The following is a 17150-nucleotide window of genomic DNA, read 5'->3' as shown; positions in this document are numbered from 1 at the left end:
TGAAGAACCTCCGCTCGGGATGATGACTCAGCTGAACTACATAATTGCCCCATTCCCTATCCTACAACTCCGCGCTGAGTCCAATCGACGGCAAAATCCCGATGCCCTGCCGGTCAACGACTTCGTCCTCCCAGAAGTCGTAGCGCGGCCGTACCTGGATCCGATTGTTGTAGATGTTCTGAATATCGATGAATGCGATGAATGTCCAGCTCTCAAAATTCCAGTACCGATTCAGCCGAACGTCCAGATGATGTCCCGGTTCGAGTCGCTTCGACAGGTATTCTTCCGGCAGATTCTGAATCTCCCCGCCGTTCTCCGATGGCCGATATACCGGCGTATACGGTGCGCCGGTGAAGAACCGGAATTTGCCGCTCATTTCCCAATCCGCGTTAAACTTGTATCCGCCGTACAGGTTGAAGATCCAGCGCTGGTCGAATTCGCCGGGCTGCACCCTGCCGTTGCCGGCAGTGAATTCACTCTTGCTGTAAGTCAGACTAGCCTTCCCGTAATGTGGCACCTCGGAGTATTTTTTCTGCAGAAACAATTCGAATCCGTAGGCGTGGCCGTACGCTGTTGATTCCATGGGAAAATAGCCGAAGGACTGGAAATCGTTCTCCCGTCCGCCGAACCCGGTGCCGGTGTTTGTAATCACCAGATAATCGGTGCCGGGTGTGGCGCCGGTGGGTAGATCCTGGTAATCCTTGTAATAGGATTCTACCGAAAGCCGCAGATCCTCATCGAGCAGATAGTCGAATCCGACCACCGCCATGTTATTCCGCAGCGCCTTCAGCTGGGTATTCACATCGTTGATCACCCAGACGTACGAGGGCGCCTGATAGTAAATCCCGGCGCTGGATTTCAGGCTGAATACCTCATTAAACGCGTACCGCATCTTGAATCGCGGCGCCACGTACCATGGCTGATCCAGGAAGGTGTAAATATCCGCCCGGATGCCTGTTGAAACTTCCAATTTTGGTGTGATTTTCCATTGAATCTCCGAGAAGAGCGCGTTCTTGAATGCGTCGGAATTCTCCTCCAGCCGCTGCGGTATGCCCAGCGAATTCACCGGCACCTGATCGCCGTTCCGGTTGTATATGGTATCTGCGAAAGTAGTGGTGTTCTCATTCCGGACATCCTTGACCGATGCGCCGCTCAGCAGGTTCACACTGTTACTCAGCCGCCAGTAATGTTGCAACTTCAGGTTCGTCTCCACTTCGGTAGCTTCGCTGCGAAAATATTCCGTCTGGACTGAATCCACCTGGCTGAACTGGAAATCCGTATAATTGTTACTCAAGGTGAAATCCAGATACCCGCTGCCCAGCAGATGGCGGTAGTTCAGTCCGCCGATCCAGCGGTTCTGCGAATTGTCCATAATACCTGCGTTGAACACCCGGCTCTCCAGGGTGCTCTGATCCCGGTTGACTTCGTCGTAGGCGCCGATACCCAACACAAAGAGTTTATCCGTAGGTGTCACATCGTAATTGGCGACGAAATTCCAGTCGGTATATGTCGGAACGAACGGCAGTCCGTTGGCCTCGAAAATGAGATCCAGGTAGCTCCGACGGATGGAGTAGATGAAATTGCCATCGTTACCCAGCGGACCTTCGGCATTTAGCCCGTACTGTGTAGCGGAAACTAAAACCTTACTCCCGAACCGGTCTTCCCGTCCGTCGGCCATATCCAGCGCCAGCACAGAGCTCATCTTGTCTCCGTATTGCGCGCTGAATCCGCCGGTGGAGAAGTCCACTTTATCCACAAAATCCAGGTTGATAAAACTCAGGGAGCCGCTTCCCGTCCCCTGGGAGCCAAAATGATTAATGTTGGGGATTTCTATATTATTGATCAGGTATAAATTTTCCGACGGGCCGCCGCCCCTCACCAGCAAGTCGTTTCTGCCACCATCGTTATTTATGGCTACTCCCGGCAGGGCTGCCACCGTTCGCACCACATCCTCGAAGCCACCGGGAAACCGTCGAATCTCTTCCTTGGAGAGTTGGATCTTGCTGGTCTGGGCTTTTCGCAATTCCTCAAAATAACCTGCGGTCACAACGACCTCTTCTCCCTCTACTGCCTGCGGCTGGAGTTCGGCGTTCTCCTGCGCCGGTTTGTTGCGGGTGACGATGACGTCCGTCCGGAGAAGTGTTTCATATCCGATATAAGAAAAACGGAGCCGCTCGGTACCGATCGGCACGCCCGTTATGCGGTAAAAGCCTTCCATATCGGTAGATGCCCCGAGGTCGGTATCCACCACGACCACGTTTACACCGATGAGCGGCTCCTGGGTTTTGGCATCCACCACAGTGCCCTGAATGACGCCGGTCTGCTGGGCATGCGTATGCTGTACACCAGTAACTGTTATCCCCAGAACGGCTGCAAATATTATCGAAATACGTTTCATCATCACTTTCCTTTTTACCAATATCTTCATGATTTGTGATTAAAATTACCCACGATTATACAGCGCAATTGTTCTGTCCTTCCAGACCACCGCATTGCTCTTTGTTTTAAAAAACGAGTTGACGGCTATGTAGGCAAAGATGGATATACTCACCGGGTGCAATACCGCGCTGATCACCGGCGGATGCCAAAACCTGACCGCCACAATAAGCCGCATAACTCCTTGTAACAGGACACCGACCGTTCCAACGATACTGAATCCGGGGACGAATACCAACACGTACGGAGTAATGGTGACAAAAAGCACGATGGCCACCAGAATAAAATACGGCCGGGTTCGCCGGTTCATCAGGCTGAACAGGTTTTTAGTAAATCCTTCTTTGATGGCATTGAACGATTTATACATGCGGCCGAAAACCACCCCGGTTCCCGCCATTGTCAGCATGGGAATTCCGGCCTGTTTTACCCGGCGCGCCAGTGCGGTATCCTCGGCAATTTCCCGACAGACTGATGCATGTCCCGCCACCGCGTTATAGGCTTCTCTGGAGAAGGCCATCCACTGGCCGTTTGCTGCTGCCAGAGATGGAAATTTCGTATAATATGTCAGCCAGAGCGGCAATCCCGCGTAAACCAACAGATCCATAATCGGGATGATCATCTGCTCGGCGAGGGTATGAGTGCTCTGTTCCGGGAACGCCGAAAGCATTCCGAGTTCATACTGTTGCATCCATCCGATAGTTCTGGAAATCGCATCGTCCCGGTACCAGTTATCGGCATCCGTAAAGAGCAAAATATCTCCGGTCGCTGCTGCACTCAGCTGATGGCACGCCCAGTTCTTCCCCGACCATTCTTCAGGAAGCGGTTCACCGGGGATATAGTGCACCCGGGCGTGTTCCTCCGCAAATTCCCGGATTATGTCCGGCGTTTTGTCGGTGGAACCATCGTCCAGCACCAGGATTTCGAAGTCCCCATAATCCTGCTCAGTCAAAGTCAATAGGCAGCGCGGTAAGGTTTCCTCTTCATTGCGGACAGGCACCAAAACCGAGACTTTCGGCGAATCCTTTACAGGAAAATGCTTCTGTAATCTGGGTGTAAACACCGCATTGAACAGTGCGACAAGTAACAAAAGTCCCAGTGGAACGAGCAATAAGATTGAAAGTACGGTCATGACATATCGCCTTTCCAGAGATGTTTAATGCCGCTCCAGCGCTGGTCTGCCGACCGCCTTCCCTGAAAAAGCACCTGCTTCCGTTCACCTGCATCCACCGTTTGTAGCAGCCTGTCCAAAAGGCTTTCCTCCTCACCTGCAAGCCAGTCCACTCCCTGGAAGGAACTGGAACTGACTTCACACGTCTCCCCGAAGAGGATAAACACTTCCGGATACTGCTGATCGATGAATGTCACATATATAGCGAGCGGAAGCAGGCTGACTGCACCCACACAATGATTGATAATCCATTGCAATCCAGGCTTGTACTCCAGCGGTCTCCGATGCCACGGCTCTAATTTTCCCTGGGGAAAGATGCAGGCCATCGGGCCTGGAACTTCATCACGCGCAAGTAATTCGGTAGTGTACCGTAGCGAATTGAGAGCATCCCGGGTGGACTTCAGATTAATCGAATAGGCGCCGACCTTCCGGAAAAAGGGAAACCGGGAGAGCTGCTCTTCGGTCATCATCAGGTAGAGATCCCGGTTCAGTAATTTCTCATTGAGTGCATAGACGAAAAATCCGTCCCACCACGTGCTGTGATTCGGCGCCAGGATCACCGGGAGTTTCGGATCAATTACTGGGACTTCTCCTACCAGAGATATCCCGGCGAAGTGCTTTCGCAGCGACCGGAACACGTACCTCCGGAACAGCTGATCCGCCCACCATGTTTTCTCTGCCTTTATCATTTCTTGTCTCCCAAATCCTTAGGTTCCTGCCGGGAGAAGCCGTTCCTGGGCCACCAGGACTTTGGTTCGCACCACTTCCTGGATCAGGATGCCGAACTTCTGGATCTGCGGGACGAATACCCGTCCCTGGAAGGGATCGTAATTCTGAGCTTCAATTTTCCGGAGAATTCCCCGATAGATTTTGCTTGCCGAATGGATGGCAAACTGGGCGTTGGTCGCCAGCATGTTGATGCCGGGATTGGCCTCGCGGTAATACCGGTGCGCCCGATCCACCTGAAACTGCATCAATTCCCGAAATTCAGGCGACATTTCTCCCCGGAGGATAGCTTGCCCGGAAACGCCGAACTGCTTCAGTTCATCCTGTGGCAGATAGATACGGCCACGTTCGGCGTCCTCGCGGACGTCCCGGAGGATATTGGTCAGCTGCATGGCAATGCCCAATTTCTCTGCGTACTCAAATGCCGCCTCGTCCTTGTAGCCCAACACGGAAGTCATCATCAATCCCACCACACCGGCAACGCGATAGGCAAACAGGTAGAGTTCGTCGAACGTTTTATAGCGATCGATTTCCAGATCCATCCGGACGCCCAGGAGCAAATCTCTGGGATATTTCTCCGGAATCCCGTACCGCTTGGCCACGGCGATAAACGGGCGGAGTATCGGATGCTCGGATTCGCCGGTTCGATACGCGATGCTGAGTTCCTCGTGCAGGTAGTCCACTTCTCGGATTAGCTCGTCTGCCGACCGATCCCTGGGATTATCGATGAGATTATCGGCATAGCGACAAAAACCGTACAGGCCGAACGTGGCCCACTGCTTTTCCTCCGGGAGCAGCCGGGTGGAGAGATAAAACGACTTGGAGTGATGCGCCGTCAGATCTCTGGCGTGCTCGAAGGCGACCCTGTTTTCCCCGGATTTCCAGTACTTTTTCATGATGGCCTCACGTGGTTTTCAGTTGATTTTTTCGTATATCTTCCAGAATGGCATTCTCCGTGGCCTCCGCCGTCAGCAGGACGCCCGGGACGCCTGCGCCGGGGTGGGTGCTGGCGCCAACAAAGTAAAGTCCGCCGATATCATCGCTGCGGTTATGGGGGCGGAAAATCGCCGTCTGGGTGAGCTTCGGCTCCACGCCCCAGGCGCTGCCGAGATGGGAATTTCGTTGCTCCTGAAAATCCTTGGGAGTAAAAATTTCCTGCACCTCGATGTTGGTGCGCAGGTCCTCCAAGCCGAAATCTTCCTCCAGGAATTGGAGGATTTTATCGGCGTACGTCTGCTTCATCTCTTCCCAATCAATGCCGCTATCGAGATTGGCTACCGGAATCAGCACGTACATACTTTCGGCTCCTTCCGGCGCCATCTCAGAATCGGTGCGGGTCGGCACGTGCAGGTACATGGAGAAATCGTCCGGCAGAATCTTCCTGTCAAAAATGTCCTTCACAAGTTCTTTGTAACGTTCCGAGAGTATCAGAGTGTGGTGCTTCAGTTTGGGATACTGCTTTTTCACACCCAGATACAGGAGAAAGGCGCTCATGGAATAGTCCATTTTTTCCACCTTGCGATCCGACCATTTCGATCGGTGCTCCGGCTTTACCAAGTTGCGATAGGTATGCGCAAAGTCAGCGTTTGAGACCACTACGTCAGCGTGGTAGAAGTTATCGTCCGTCCGGACTCCTACAGCCTTTCCGTCCTCCACTACGATCTCTGTGGCAGGCGAATTGGTGTGAATGGTGCCGCCGGATTCGGTGAATACTTTGGCGAACGCTTCCACCAGGCTGTACATGCCCCCCTTGCTGAACCAGACGCCGCCGGTTTTCTCCAGGTACGGGATCATCAAGTAGACTGAAGGAGCCCGAAACGGACTCCCGCCGATAAACAACGGATGAAACGAAAACGCAAACCGGTGCCGCGGATCTTTAAAATGACGTTTGACGAACGTGTGAGCCGGCAGGAGGGCCTTCAGCTTCAATGCTCGCGGTAAAAATTCCAGCATGGTGCCCCAGTCCTGGAACGGCGTCGAACCGAGCCCGTCGGTGATCACGGCGTTGTAGAGTTCCCGGGATTCGTTGATGAATTCGTCGTAGTTTTCTGCATCCCCGGGATTGAATTGCGCCATCTGACGCTTCATATCGTCGGAATCGTCCGTGTAATCCAGATAAGTTCCGTCGTGATAATAGATCCGGTAGAACGGATCCAGTTTGGTCAGATCCAGATAGTCCTCCATCCGTTTCCCGGCGGAACTGAATACACCCTGGATAATATCCGGTGCGGTGATCAACGACGGTCCCATGTCGAAGGTGTAGCCGTCCCGCTTCAGCTGGTAGGCGTGTCCCCCGACTTTTGCATTCTTTTCCAGAAGCGTAGTGCGGTAGCCCCGCGACTGCAAACGGATAGCCGTTGCCAGTCCGCCAAAGCCCGCTCCGATTATGACTGCTCGTTTCATTGGTTTTCTCCGTGATTGGGTGTAGTGTTCGTGTGGGTTGTTCTTGTGTATATAACCGTTACCAACAAAATAAGGCCGTAGCCGTAGAGGAAATCCTCCACCGGAATAGTGAAAATTTTAAGTCCTGAGAGGACGTCCGGATTGTACAGCACCACCGGCCGGGCGGTGAGGTATCCGTTAAACACTAAAATGAGTCCCGTAACGATGGCTAAAAACGTGTAAGTCACCTTTTGTGTTAACAATTGTGCACCAGAGAATCGGTCCGCCAGCGCCACAACACCGATGGTTATCAGCACGAGCGCCGTGTAATCTCTGGAAGTGACAATGAGAAAGAGTATTCCAGCCGCACCGATTGCATAAAATATCGGGTAAATTAAGGAAGTCCTTTTCAGCAAGGCCCATTCCCTTTTCCGGAGTACTTCCCAGATGAAGAGACAGGCGAACGGGACGGTGAGGAAAAACAGTATCTCCCCCGGCGGCAGCAGGAATCCCAGAGATGCCAGGGTGTGATCCTCGCTGAACTGCCAGTGCTTGCCGGCGACCAGCAGATCCCAGAGAAGGAACGGGAGCGCCGCTGTTACAGAAGCGATGATGGCAGCCCGCCACTTCGTCACGTACCGCACCGTTCGCTCAAAACTGAGCGCCACCGGGCCGGCTGCCACAATCGCGTTAAATATGAGATATTCGTAGATCATCCGTTTCCGAGTTCCTTGGCAATTGTACTGAGGGTCATCATGTCACTGGAATCCAGATTGGCGTTGGCTCGCAGGAATTCAATGACGTTTTCCATCATATCCGCGTCATATTGATCCGCATGCTCCGGCAGGAGAGCTACTATCTGCCTGAATGCCTCTTGCGCCTCTTTGCTTTTGCCGAAGAAACTCGGCAGGTGATAGCAGGTTGAACCGTATATAAAGAGTGATTCGATATCATTCGGATTGGCAGCGACGCCGGACTCCATCTGGTCAATTCCCTCCATGACATATTTGTATTTCTTCTGCGGCCAGAGAGCGTGCTTGCCCCGGAGTGCGGTGAGGGCGCCGATGTAGGTTTGGGCACGGCCTCCGTATTCCTGAGAATATTCGGAGAGCAATTGTTTAAACGCCGCTTGAGCGGAATCCAGCGCAACTTCACTCTCCACGGCTGTATAGAACAAATTCCGGCCTCGGTGCAACAGGGAATCCTCCGGGACATCCTGTGCTTTAGTCAGTCCGGCAAGACAGGTTATTCCGGCCATTACCACCATTATCGATTTAATTATCCGTCTTCTCATTCTTTCTCCGTTTTCGCTCCTTCAAAAATTTTATGAGCGTTTTGAGCGTTTAGATAATACATTTAAAATCATTATACGTCAAGAAAAAAGTTCATAACGCTCAAAATATTTGACTCTGGTCTCGCGTAAAAGTATCTTACGGAGAATTAAATTAGGAGAAATGTTGTGTCGAGTGAGATGAAATACTTTACCAGCGAAGAGGTGAGCAATATCCTTGGAGTGCATGTGTCCAGCATCAAACGGTGGACGGATGACGGGAAGCTGGAGTGCATCCGGACAGCCGGGGGGCACCGGAAATTCCTGCCGGAGCATCTGGCGGACTTTCTTGAGCGCAATGAGGAAAAAATCCAGAAAGCCAACCTTTTCCCCATCGAAACCGAATCGGATCTGGAGACGAGCTACCACATTATTAAAGGCGACTATGAATACTTGTCTGGGCAAATACTTGACCTCGCCCTGGACAAAAACCGCGAAAAAATTCAGAAAATCCTGAACGGCCTCTACCTGGGACAGCATCCGCTGCACCGGATTTATGACAAAGTTCTCACGCCAGCACTGCACGAGATCGGCCATCTCTGGGAGAATGATCAATTATCCGTCATCGGGGAGCACTTTGCGTCGCAGACCATCCGGGACAGTATTATCCGGCTCCAGGGATCGATCAAGATTCCCCCGCAGAAAAAGGGAACAGCTTTTTGCCTTAATTTCTCATCGGAGCTGCATGACATTGCCATCAAGATGGTGGATCATATTCTGGAGGAGCACGGATATCGGGTACTGTTCAGCGGACAGATTACCCCGCTCTTCAACATCGAAAAGATCTTCAGCGAGGTTAATATTGACCGGCTCTACGTTTCCAGCACATATATCCAGGATATCAATATGATCCAGTTTGAGATTAACTATCTCTATGAGCAATGCCAGAAATATGATATCCGGCTGTACGTTGGCGGCGATGGCTTCGACCGGCTTGGCGTCGATCATCCGGCGATTCACTCCCGGCTGTTTACATTTGAGGATGTGGCGGAGACGTGTCGGGAGGACTGAAAAGTTAATGGTAGACTAGAGACGTACCACGGAGGCTGTGTGAGAATTTTTTGTCAAGAGATTTTTTTCTCTTGATTCCGGAAAATCCTCTCTGCAAAATAATATACAGTAACCCATTGATATTGTTGATTGTAGAGACGTTCCATGGAACGTCTCTACTGGAAGAACAAACCGGTGCCCAGCATTCACTTTTTATTTGATTTTTCGTTTTCACACAACCTGAATGCTACGTCTCTACTTCTTGTTTTTTAGTTTTTCACTTCATTCCCGATGTGTTCAGACTAGATTTCTCGAGTTCTCCCTCTTAACAAACGGATCACCTGGGCCGCAAAGACTGAATGGCATTGAGTTTCCTTATTTGCTACCGACCCTTTCAGGGGTCGAGACCCTGAAAGGGTCATTCTAATTCACAGTCGCCAACCAAATTTTCCGGCTTTATCCGGTAAAATCCGCCTTTGAATGAAATTCAAAGGCTACCAAAGAAGAGCCTCGCAATTCGCCGCGACGAACATATTATTGCGATGAGGAAAGGGCGCATCAATTTTACCCCTGAAATTCATTTGCGAGATTCCTCGGCTCCACTCCGTTCCGCTCGGAATGACTGTTTTAGGCAATATCCTCACCGGAGGCTTTTCCCGGAGCTGAGCTTTCCGAGGGGGTGACGTCGGGATTATTAAAATTCGCCCAAATAGATAGCCACCATCTTTACAGACGAAGATTTCTTCTGGATGTAGGGTGAACAACGTATTGATTGTGTTTTCAACGTTGACACGGCAGGTAACCGCCCTTTTGTCTTGATGCGTATATGGAATACTCGGGCATTAAAAGAGCGAAAAATAAATTGCACAGCAAATTATTGCTAGTTTTTTTACCGGAAACTCAGCTGTTTGAGCACCCCAGTAGAAATTGAATGAGTTAATATTTACTATATCCAATGTTGCAAAAGAGCCTGTATATTTATAGGAGTGCGAGTTCTGAGTTTCCTTGATTTTTTCTGCCCGTTTTTTATCAAGAAAAAGCGGGCAATTAAAAGATAGCAATAGTTTTAAAAACAAGAGTGATGTTGGAGTTTTGGAACTATATCAATTAATTCCACTTTTATCTTGAAACGCATGTCCGGGCCTGCATGGAACACTTGGACATCAAAACCTTGACGTTAAAAGTGGAAAAAAATTCAAGTCGACGCTTTTTATTTTGCACGTTTCAAGATTCCCACCGGCTTATGTCATTCAGGCAGTCCCAGCTTCCGCTCGTTTTTTCAGCGCTTGATTCATCAGTTGAAACCCTTCGTTCGTTCTCGTCTCAAGCATCTTCTTCAGGAACGGGACAAGAATTCCCCTAAATTTTTCCCGCTGGACAAAGCGTACCCTGTTTTCATCGAGTTGCTCGAGTTCAAAGATGTGCTCCCCGTCGAAGATCCGCGGGATGCCGAGATGTCCCAGCCAGCGGAACTCTCTGTTTTGCTCAATATTCCTGACAGTCGGCTTCATGGTCATCGGCTTGCTATCCGGCTGAGTTAGTTCTACCGTCAGCTTCCCGCCAACGGCCTGCTCCCCGTTGATGCTGGTGACAAACGGATTCCATTCCGGATAGTTCGAAAAATCCATCAGGATGTCCCAAACCTCCTCCGGGGTGGCGTTGATCTCTATTTCGGTGTAGAGTTCTTGCATGTGTATTCTCCTTTGTACAGTGTTAGTGTGTTCAGGTGTTCAAGTGTTTAAGTTAAAACTGTGTAATTGTGTTATGGTGTTATCGTTAAAACGGTCAAGCATGCTGTGTCCCCAGTTCTGGATTGCTGGTTTTCGGTTTCCTGTCTCATAATTCCAGTTTCCTTTAGTTTTTCCACTTCTTTAATTTTCATTCTTCATTCTTCAATAAGGTATTTCTTTCACATCTTCAGTGTTTTGAATTTTGGGATTCACACAATCCCCGGGTTAAAACCCGGGGCTATTCATCTGTCGCCCCTTCGCGGCTTTTTTCCTTTTTTCGTTCTCCCTTCTCCTTTTTCCTTTCTCCCTTTTTCCCTATACCCTATACCTCATCCCCGCTCCCGTATTCCTCCCGGTAATGCCTCTCAACCGTCTCCAGCGCGCTGTTGATTTCGGCATCCGGGGCGTTGAGGGCGCGGAGGTTCCACCGCACCAGGAATCGGGCGACCGTTTGCGCATCGCCGTCGAACTGCCCGGCCGTCTGTCGTTCAATCAAGTTGAATATCGCACCCTGCCATGCGGCTGAGGCCAACTCCAGATTTATGTCTCCGGTGATAACAGGATTCCGTTTGAGGAACCGATAGATTCGACGGGTGTAATGGTTCAGAATATTTCGGCGAATCTCCGGGTGATCCGTTCCAGTAAGGATGGCACCGGCCGATTCCGAAAGTTCCAGCACGGTCCTCGCCCCGTAGTACACGGCAGCAGCGAGTTTCTCATACGGTGAATTCATTTCTCGAATTGCAGTGTCGACAACTCCGGAGATCTCTTCGTTAACGGACTCTACGACTCCCTGGTACAATTCCTTTTTATTGGAAAAGTAAAAGTAGCAATTCCCGATGGACGTGCCCGCCTTCTCCACGACCTGCTGCATGGTAGTGTTGTCGTATCCCTGGGATGCGAACAGATCTCTTGCCGCATCGATAATTTCCTTTTTCCGTTCGTCCGGTTGCTTGCGTCGTCCTATTTTTTTTGATCCTGCCACCGTTTGGCCCCCTTAAATTTCCAATACGGCCAATTGTAGAATATAATTCTATTTAATGCAAGAACTTTATAGAATGAAATTCTATTTATAGGGATAAAATAGAATTTCCTCCAATGATATTGGCAAAATTTCTTCGCCCATATAAAAACACCGCTGCCATCCGGAGATAACAGCGGCGATTGAGATCAACAATAATGCGATGCTTACCAGATTGCCAGCAGACCTCCCATAACTAACAGGCCGACCAGATGATAGCCGGAATCGATGGCATACAACTTCAGCGACCGGCCGGCGAACACCGAATTCGTCGCCATGGTCGTCGCCACAAATCCCAACCAGCACCAGAAACCGCCCTGGAGTCCGGCCCACACAGTTGTGGCGCCGAAGGCTTCCACGATGCAGGCCAGCACGAACGCCATAATCAGTGCATTGACGAATGTTAGTATATATGCCTTGGCACCGGCGCCATCCTCCAGATCTTCTTTGGTAAAACCCAGGGCATCCATCCACGGCCGCGCGAACAGGACGGGCGAATACCAGGCGGCACCGATTACGTAATAGAGTACACCGGCAACTGCGACTGCCAGATAATTTATATCCATAACATACTCCTTTATGGTTGATTATACGGACCCAAACTCCGGGAACCGTATTTTTTTGATTGTGTTAGGTGCGAAGATTCTGCAGAATTCAGATGTGACGGATGAATTTAGTCTATTTGCCTGATGAGGGAAAGTGTTTTATTGATTATAGATACTCTATAGAATAATATTCTATTAACCCACTTCGTGACACGTCCGCAGATTGGCAGGTAAATACAGAGCCATAGTTGAAGACCTGGAGCCCAAAAAAAATGCCCCGGCGCGCCGGGGCATCATTTAATGAATACCTCCCAGAACCTGGAGACTGAAAATCAGAGCAGTTCTTTGCTCTTTGTAATTGAGATATTCCCGCCTGAGGTTTCTAGTATCATCGCAGGCCCACCACCGTTCAGAGTGCCCTCAATATGGGACTTGGAGATTTCACCGCGCACTGTAATAGGCAGGTCGGTACTGACTTTTCCACCGTAGGTCCTGGCCTTAATATTCAGACCGATATTTTCCGGCAGACTGACCGAAATGCTACCTCCGGACGTTGTCAGCTGGCAATCGTCTTTAGGCTGTTCCGTCACCGAAGCCCGAATCGATCCACCGGATGCTTTTGCATCGATCGAACCGCCAACACCATCGATGGAAATACTGCCACCGGACGTATGCGCCACCAACGTACCCGACACCTCACCAATCCGAACCGACCCTCCGGAGGTTATGGCTTCAGCGTCTCCATTGACTGGTCCGACTGTGATGCTGCCCCCAGCCGTTTTGAGGTCCACATCATCGCCTGCGCTTTGCATTTTAATACTCCCGCCGGCGGTTTTTCCGTCTACTTTCCCCGTGATATTTCCAAAATCCAGGCTGCCGCCAGCCGTCTTCGCCTGCAATTTCCCGTGAAGATCACCAACGATAATGCTGCCTCCGGCGGTGGCCAGTTCGGCGTTAAATCGTTCCGGAACGGTCACCTTATACTTTATCCGCAATCGATTATTCCCATCAAATATTCCTAACAGATCTTTATCCACTTTGCCTGAGATAATTACATTATTCCCCTTTTGCGAAAAGTCCACCACGAAATCTTCAAAAATCGATTCGGCCTTTTGCTCACTCATTACATCCGCTTCGTAGATAACCGAGACCTTCACTTCATTTTCTTCCACTGTTTTTATCTCAATGGAGCCCCGGTCGCTATCGATAATGAGCGTTCCGCCAGCGTCCACCGAAAACTGCTTATCCACTGTCTGTCTGACGTCCGCGCATGCCTGGGTCGTCATTATCACCAGCATTAGCGCGATACCTGCCCCAACTGTAATGAAAAATTTTTGTGTTGTATTCATCATCTTTCCCCTTTGTATAAAAGATAAAAAATTCTCTGTTGCTGCATAGAGTATTACAATTGATATGCCATTCTATTTTTTTAATAAGTAAATCGCTATATTTCAACCACTTATATATATCAAAAAAATTCTAAAATGTGGCGATTTTCATATCCAATTGATATAGAACATATCAAGTTGATATGGATCACATTACGACAGTGTTATAGTGTTTGTGTTCCCCATTCCCCTCCAACAACTGCATCATCCTTTAGGGAACCATGGAATAAACGTATTTGTCCGTTCACGGTATTCCCGGTAGTCAGGATTACCTTTATACTTGTCCTCTAGCATTGGCACGCCGGAGATTCGCAACAAAAAAAAGGTTAACAGAACCGGACTCACCACCGTATACAGGCCGCCATTTACTGATAATGCCATTCCCCAAATACCCCACCATAAGAGGGACTCGCCAAAATAATTCGGATGCCTGGAATACTGCCATAATCCACGGGTCATGATTTCGCCCTGGTTCTCCGAATTCGATTTAAACCGCAGCAACTGAAAATCGGCAACAGATTCGAGCAGGAATCCTGTAAACCAGATAATCATTCCCACGTAATCGGCTACAATTAATCCCGGGCCGGAAAATTTGTTTATGAAGATTACCGGCACGGTAAAGACGATCATCAAAAATCCCTGGAGTAGAAACACCTGTAAATAGCTCCGGAGGTACACCCACCTTCCCCAGCGCTCGCGCCAGTTCCGATAGCGGAAGTCTTCCGAGGACTTCCGCCGGTTCCGGACATAGATATGCAGCGACAACCGGCTTCCCCATATTACCGTCAACAGCGTCACCAGGATTTGCCGAACATGGAATTCTCCTGTGGTGAACAACGTGTACCCTGCGATAATCACGAATCCAAGTCCCCAAGCGACATCCATAATGCCGTTATCTTTTCGCCATACAGCGATTGCGAATATCACCGTAACGTACGCAAAGATAATTACTCCAAGTTGTCCGAGAAGTCCGAATAAATCAGTTACCATACTATCCAGGGACCTTATACCGGGCTGTTATCATATTTATAGTTCATCTGTCTGTTCATAACGGGCAATTTCGGTTGCGAGCCCAACCTTCCCATCTTTGTATTTGAGCCACCAGATTATAACCCCCGCTCCAATCAGAACCGCAATGGTACCAATCAGTCCGCCTTCCGGGCCAAATTTACCGCCGGTCCAGACAGGGTTTCCGTGCTGGGTAATAGTGAACACCTTTGCCCAGCTGCCTGTTCTGCCGCTCACGGGGAACCCGAACACCGCCCCCTGGAAAAAATTCCAGGTGATGTGCATCCCGATGGGAATAGCCAGTCTGCCCGTAAAAACGTATCCGAGTCCTAATAATATCACTCCGACCACCATAATATTTACGGAGGTCATGACGGTGGCCTCCGGATTCCCGATATGAGCTATTCCGAAGATTCCCGCCGATAAAACCATCCCCAGCAGTATCGATCCGCGTGCGCCCAGTATTCCGCGAAATCCCTGGGCGAAGTTCGTCAGGTGGTATCCCCGGCTGATGAACTCTTCATAAAACCCTACAAAGATAAAGTTAAACGCCAAGACGGTTAGTCCGGCGACAATTTTCCCCGGACTTCCGGCGAGCACTGCATCAACCGTGATCCAACCCGCGGCGAGTTCGAATCCAAACACCAACGCTATGAGCCCGCCCCCTACTAGTATTCCAAACCAGAATTCCTCCCACCATCGTTTGGAAAGATTGAGTCCGTAATCTGCAATCCTCCGCCGGTCCATTATACGGATAGCAACCCAGACGCTTACGCAGATTGCCCCACCGGTGAGCAGTGTATATAATGACATGGCATACAGATTATTGACCACGAATTCCATCAACTGGCTCTGGGAGACCGACGCGCCCGCTTCCACGTCTGCCATCTTCCTGTAAGCGAATGTCAGAACAATACTGGCCAAAAATGAGAACAGTACAAACAGCCCGAGCTGCACCGAAATCCGCCAAAACATCCGGGCCCGGTTTTCGGCAGTATTGACGAAAATATTTTTTACCCACTCCACGCATTCGTCCTTTCGTTTGTTTGTGGCCTAACATCCATCGAAATTCTATTGCTTTGTTTTTTGCTTTTTCCGATCCCGGTTGATCTTTTTCAGTGCTTCCCGCCTGCTCAGTCCCGAGAGTTCTGCCGCATGTTTATCTACGAACTCCTGCACCCAGTCCGGGTTCGCATAAGAATAGTCCCGGAGGACCCATCCAATCGCCTTCCTGATAAAGAATTCATCCTCGTGAGCCAGCAATAGAACGGATTTTGCCAACAACTCCGTATTGGTCTCTTCCTTGTGTTTTAAATGCGCCAGCAGAGATGCCCGACGCATCCACAAATTCTCCGATTCCCGCCATTCCCTGAGTTTAGACTCAAATTCACGATGCGCAAGTATCAAACTGCTGATAAGTTTCCCGGCAATCCAGTCCAGCGTATCCCAGTGTGGCGCCGTTTCCGCCAGATATTCGAACAGGGGCATGGCCTCCTCGTCCCGGAATTGTTTGTAGCGCTCCGCCACCTCCAGCGCCATATACATCTCCTCGCGATGCTCTCCAGTCCACAACTGCCGGCCCACCTGCTCCCACTCTTCTCTGGAATCGATGGGAAATTTTCGCTTTGCTTTGCGAAAAATTTCCCGCCTGGGTTTTGCCTGAATTCCATAGAAGGGTTGGTCCGTCTTCATGTACGCTTGCATCGGTTTCGCCTTCTCCGGATCCCGGTTTCTTTCCATCTCCTCAATGAGATATTGTACCATGGGATGCATACTCATGCTTCCGGCTCCTCTCGGCGACGCTCCGGGACAGGCGCAGTCCCTAACAGTGATTTGGCGATGGTACCGTATGCGGTTGCAATGATATTCAGGATGTGTAAAAATAGGGGAGAAATAATGATTCCAAGGAGGAAAAGTAGCATCGCCTCGTTCATAGAATTCAGTTCCCAGCCACTGAATTGATAATCTAAACTGTTATAGGTAAATGGAGCAGCGAGCAGCCCACCGGCGATACTGACCAGGGTGATGCTTATCACGAACGATGCTATCCCCAGTGGAAATTTCAGTCCGAGAAAGAGGAGCCCTTTCCATGTCTCCGGGTTGGTCAGATGACTTCGAATACGCTCCCAGGGAGATGACTGGCGCGATGGTGCGGGCGGCTCCCGGTGAATCCGGATACCGAGTAGCGACTCAGTGAGATATCGTTCGAAGATCGTGGCAGCCCATGCGGCAGCCAATACTCCAGCCAGGATTGCAATCCCTATCCAGATAATCAACAACCCTATCCCAAGCGAAATCCCAACCGTTAGCATAACAAAATAGACCAGGCCCAGCGGAAAGGACAAAATCAGGTACATCAGGTTCAGATACGTCCGCCCCTCACCGAGAACATTAAAGTATCCTCCGATACTATTAAATCTGCTCAT

At 50.1% G+C, this 17150-nt stretch carries 16 protein-coding genes; 1 reads left to right on the top strand and 15 read right to left on the bottom strand.

Going from position 1 to position 17150, the window contains the following annotated elements; genetic code table 11:
* Positions 1–61: 61 nt before the first annotated feature.
* Genes K9N57_14585 through K9N57_14555 form a run of 7 tightly spaced genes read right to left on the bottom strand, consistent with a single transcriptional unit; the run spans position 62 to position 8006 of the window.
* Complete coding sequence (locus K9N57_14585) at positions 62–2401, bottom strand: TonB-dependent receptor (protein MCF7805407.1); 2340 nt, start codon at positions 2399–2401, stop codon at positions 62–64.
* A 42-nt stretch (positions 2402–2443) separates the two neighbouring features.
* Positions 2444–3565, bottom strand: coding sequence for a glycosyltransferase (locus K9N57_14580; protein MCF7805406.1), 1122 nt, complete (start codon positions 3563–3565; stop codon positions 2444–2446).
* Positions 3562–4293, bottom strand: a complete 732-nt coding sequence (locus tag K9N57_14575) for a lysophospholipid acyltransferase family protein (GenBank protein MCF7805405.1) — start codon at positions 4291–4293, stop codon at positions 3562–3564. Before K9N57_14575 ends, K9N57_14580 begins: the two co-directional genes overlap by 4 nt.
* 18 nt (positions 4294–4311) lie before the next feature.
* Positions 4312–5226, bottom strand: a complete 915-nt coding sequence (locus K9N57_14570) for a phytoene/squalene synthase family protein (protein ID MCF7805404.1) — start codon at positions 5224–5226, stop codon at positions 4312–4314.
* 7 nt (positions 5227–5233) lie between these two features.
* Entirely contained in the window at positions 5234–6733 is a 1500-nt protein-coding gene (gene crtI / locus K9N57_14565) for a phytoene desaturase (protein MCF7805403.1), read from the bottom strand.
* The gene (locus tag K9N57_14560) at positions 6730–7428 is read right to left on the bottom strand and encodes a lycopene cyclase domain-containing protein (protein ID MCF7805402.1); all 699 of its coding nucleotides are present in this window, start codon (positions 7426–7428) and stop codon (positions 6730–6732) included. The genes crtI and K9N57_14560 overlap by 4 nt, the downstream gene beginning before the upstream one ends.
* Positions 7425–8006: a hypothetical protein gene (locus K9N57_14555; protein MCF7805401.1), complete on the bottom strand. Its 582-nt coding sequence runs from the start codon at positions 8004–8006 to the stop codon at positions 7425–7427. Before K9N57_14555 ends, K9N57_14560 begins: the two co-directional genes overlap by 4 nt.
* Positions 8007–8171: 165 nt before the next feature.
* Here K9N57_14555 and K9N57_14550 point away from each other — a divergent pair, with 165 nt between their 5' ends.
* On the top strand, positions 8172–9053 hold the full coding sequence (locus K9N57_14550; protein MCF7805400.1) for a helix-turn-helix domain-containing protein: 882 nt from the start codon (positions 8172–8174) through the stop codon (positions 9051–9053).
* A gap of 1229 nt (positions 9054–10282) precedes the next feature.
* Here K9N57_14550 and K9N57_14545 read toward each other — a convergent pair.
* The 8 genes from K9N57_14545 to K9N57_14510 form a co-directional block, all read right to left on the bottom strand.
* A complete protein-coding gene (locus K9N57_14545) occupies positions 10283–10723 on the bottom strand; it encodes an SRPBCC domain-containing protein (protein MCF7805399.1) in 441 nt (146 codons plus the stop codon).
* A 361-nt stretch (positions 10724–11084) separates the two neighbouring features.
* Complete coding sequence (locus tag K9N57_14540) at positions 11085–11747, bottom strand: TetR/AcrR family transcriptional regulator (GenBank protein ID MCF7805398.1); 663 nt, start codon at positions 11745–11747, stop codon at positions 11085–11087.
* Positions 11748–11950: 203 nt separating this feature from the next.
* Complete coding sequence (locus tag K9N57_14535) at positions 11951–12349, bottom strand: DUF1761 domain-containing protein (protein MCF7805397.1); 399 nt, start codon at positions 12347–12349, stop codon at positions 11951–11953.
* A 311-nt stretch (positions 12350–12660) separates the two neighbouring features.
* Complete coding sequence (locus K9N57_14530; GenBank protein MCF7805396.1) at positions 12661–13680, bottom strand: DUF4097 family beta strand repeat-containing protein; 1020 nt, start codon at positions 13678–13680, stop codon at positions 12661–12663.
* Positions 13681–13920: 240 nt separating this feature from the next.
* Positions 13921–14706 (bottom strand): DUF1295 domain-containing protein, encoded by a 786-nt coding sequence (locus tag K9N57_14525; GenBank protein MCF7805395.1) that lies wholly within the window; start codon positions 14704–14706, stop codon positions 13921–13923.
* Positions 14707–14742: 36 nt separating this feature from the next.
* Positions 14743–15750: a CPBP family intramembrane metalloprotease gene (locus tag K9N57_14520; protein ID MCF7805394.1), complete on the bottom strand. Its 1008-nt coding sequence runs from the start codon at positions 15748–15750 to the stop codon at positions 14743–14745.
* Positions 15751–15795: 45 nt separating this feature from the next.
* Positions 15796–16503, bottom strand: a complete 708-nt coding sequence (locus K9N57_14515) for a DNA alkylation repair protein (protein ID MCF7805393.1) — start codon at positions 16501–16503, stop codon at positions 15796–15798.
* Positions 16500–17150 (bottom strand): sensor domain-containing protein, encoded by a 651-nt coding sequence (locus K9N57_14510; GenBank protein MCF7805392.1) that lies wholly within the window; start codon positions 17148–17150, stop codon positions 16500–16502. The genes K9N57_14515 and K9N57_14510 overlap by 4 nt, the downstream gene beginning before the upstream one ends.

The organism is Candidatus Neomarinimicrobiota bacterium (assembly GCA_021734025.1).
GTDB lineage: Bacteria > Fidelibacterota > JAANXI01 > JAANXI01 > JAANXI01 > JAANXI01.
The sequence above is the reverse complement of the archived record's forward strand: the minus strand, read 5'-3'. Positions and strand labels throughout refer to the sequence as shown.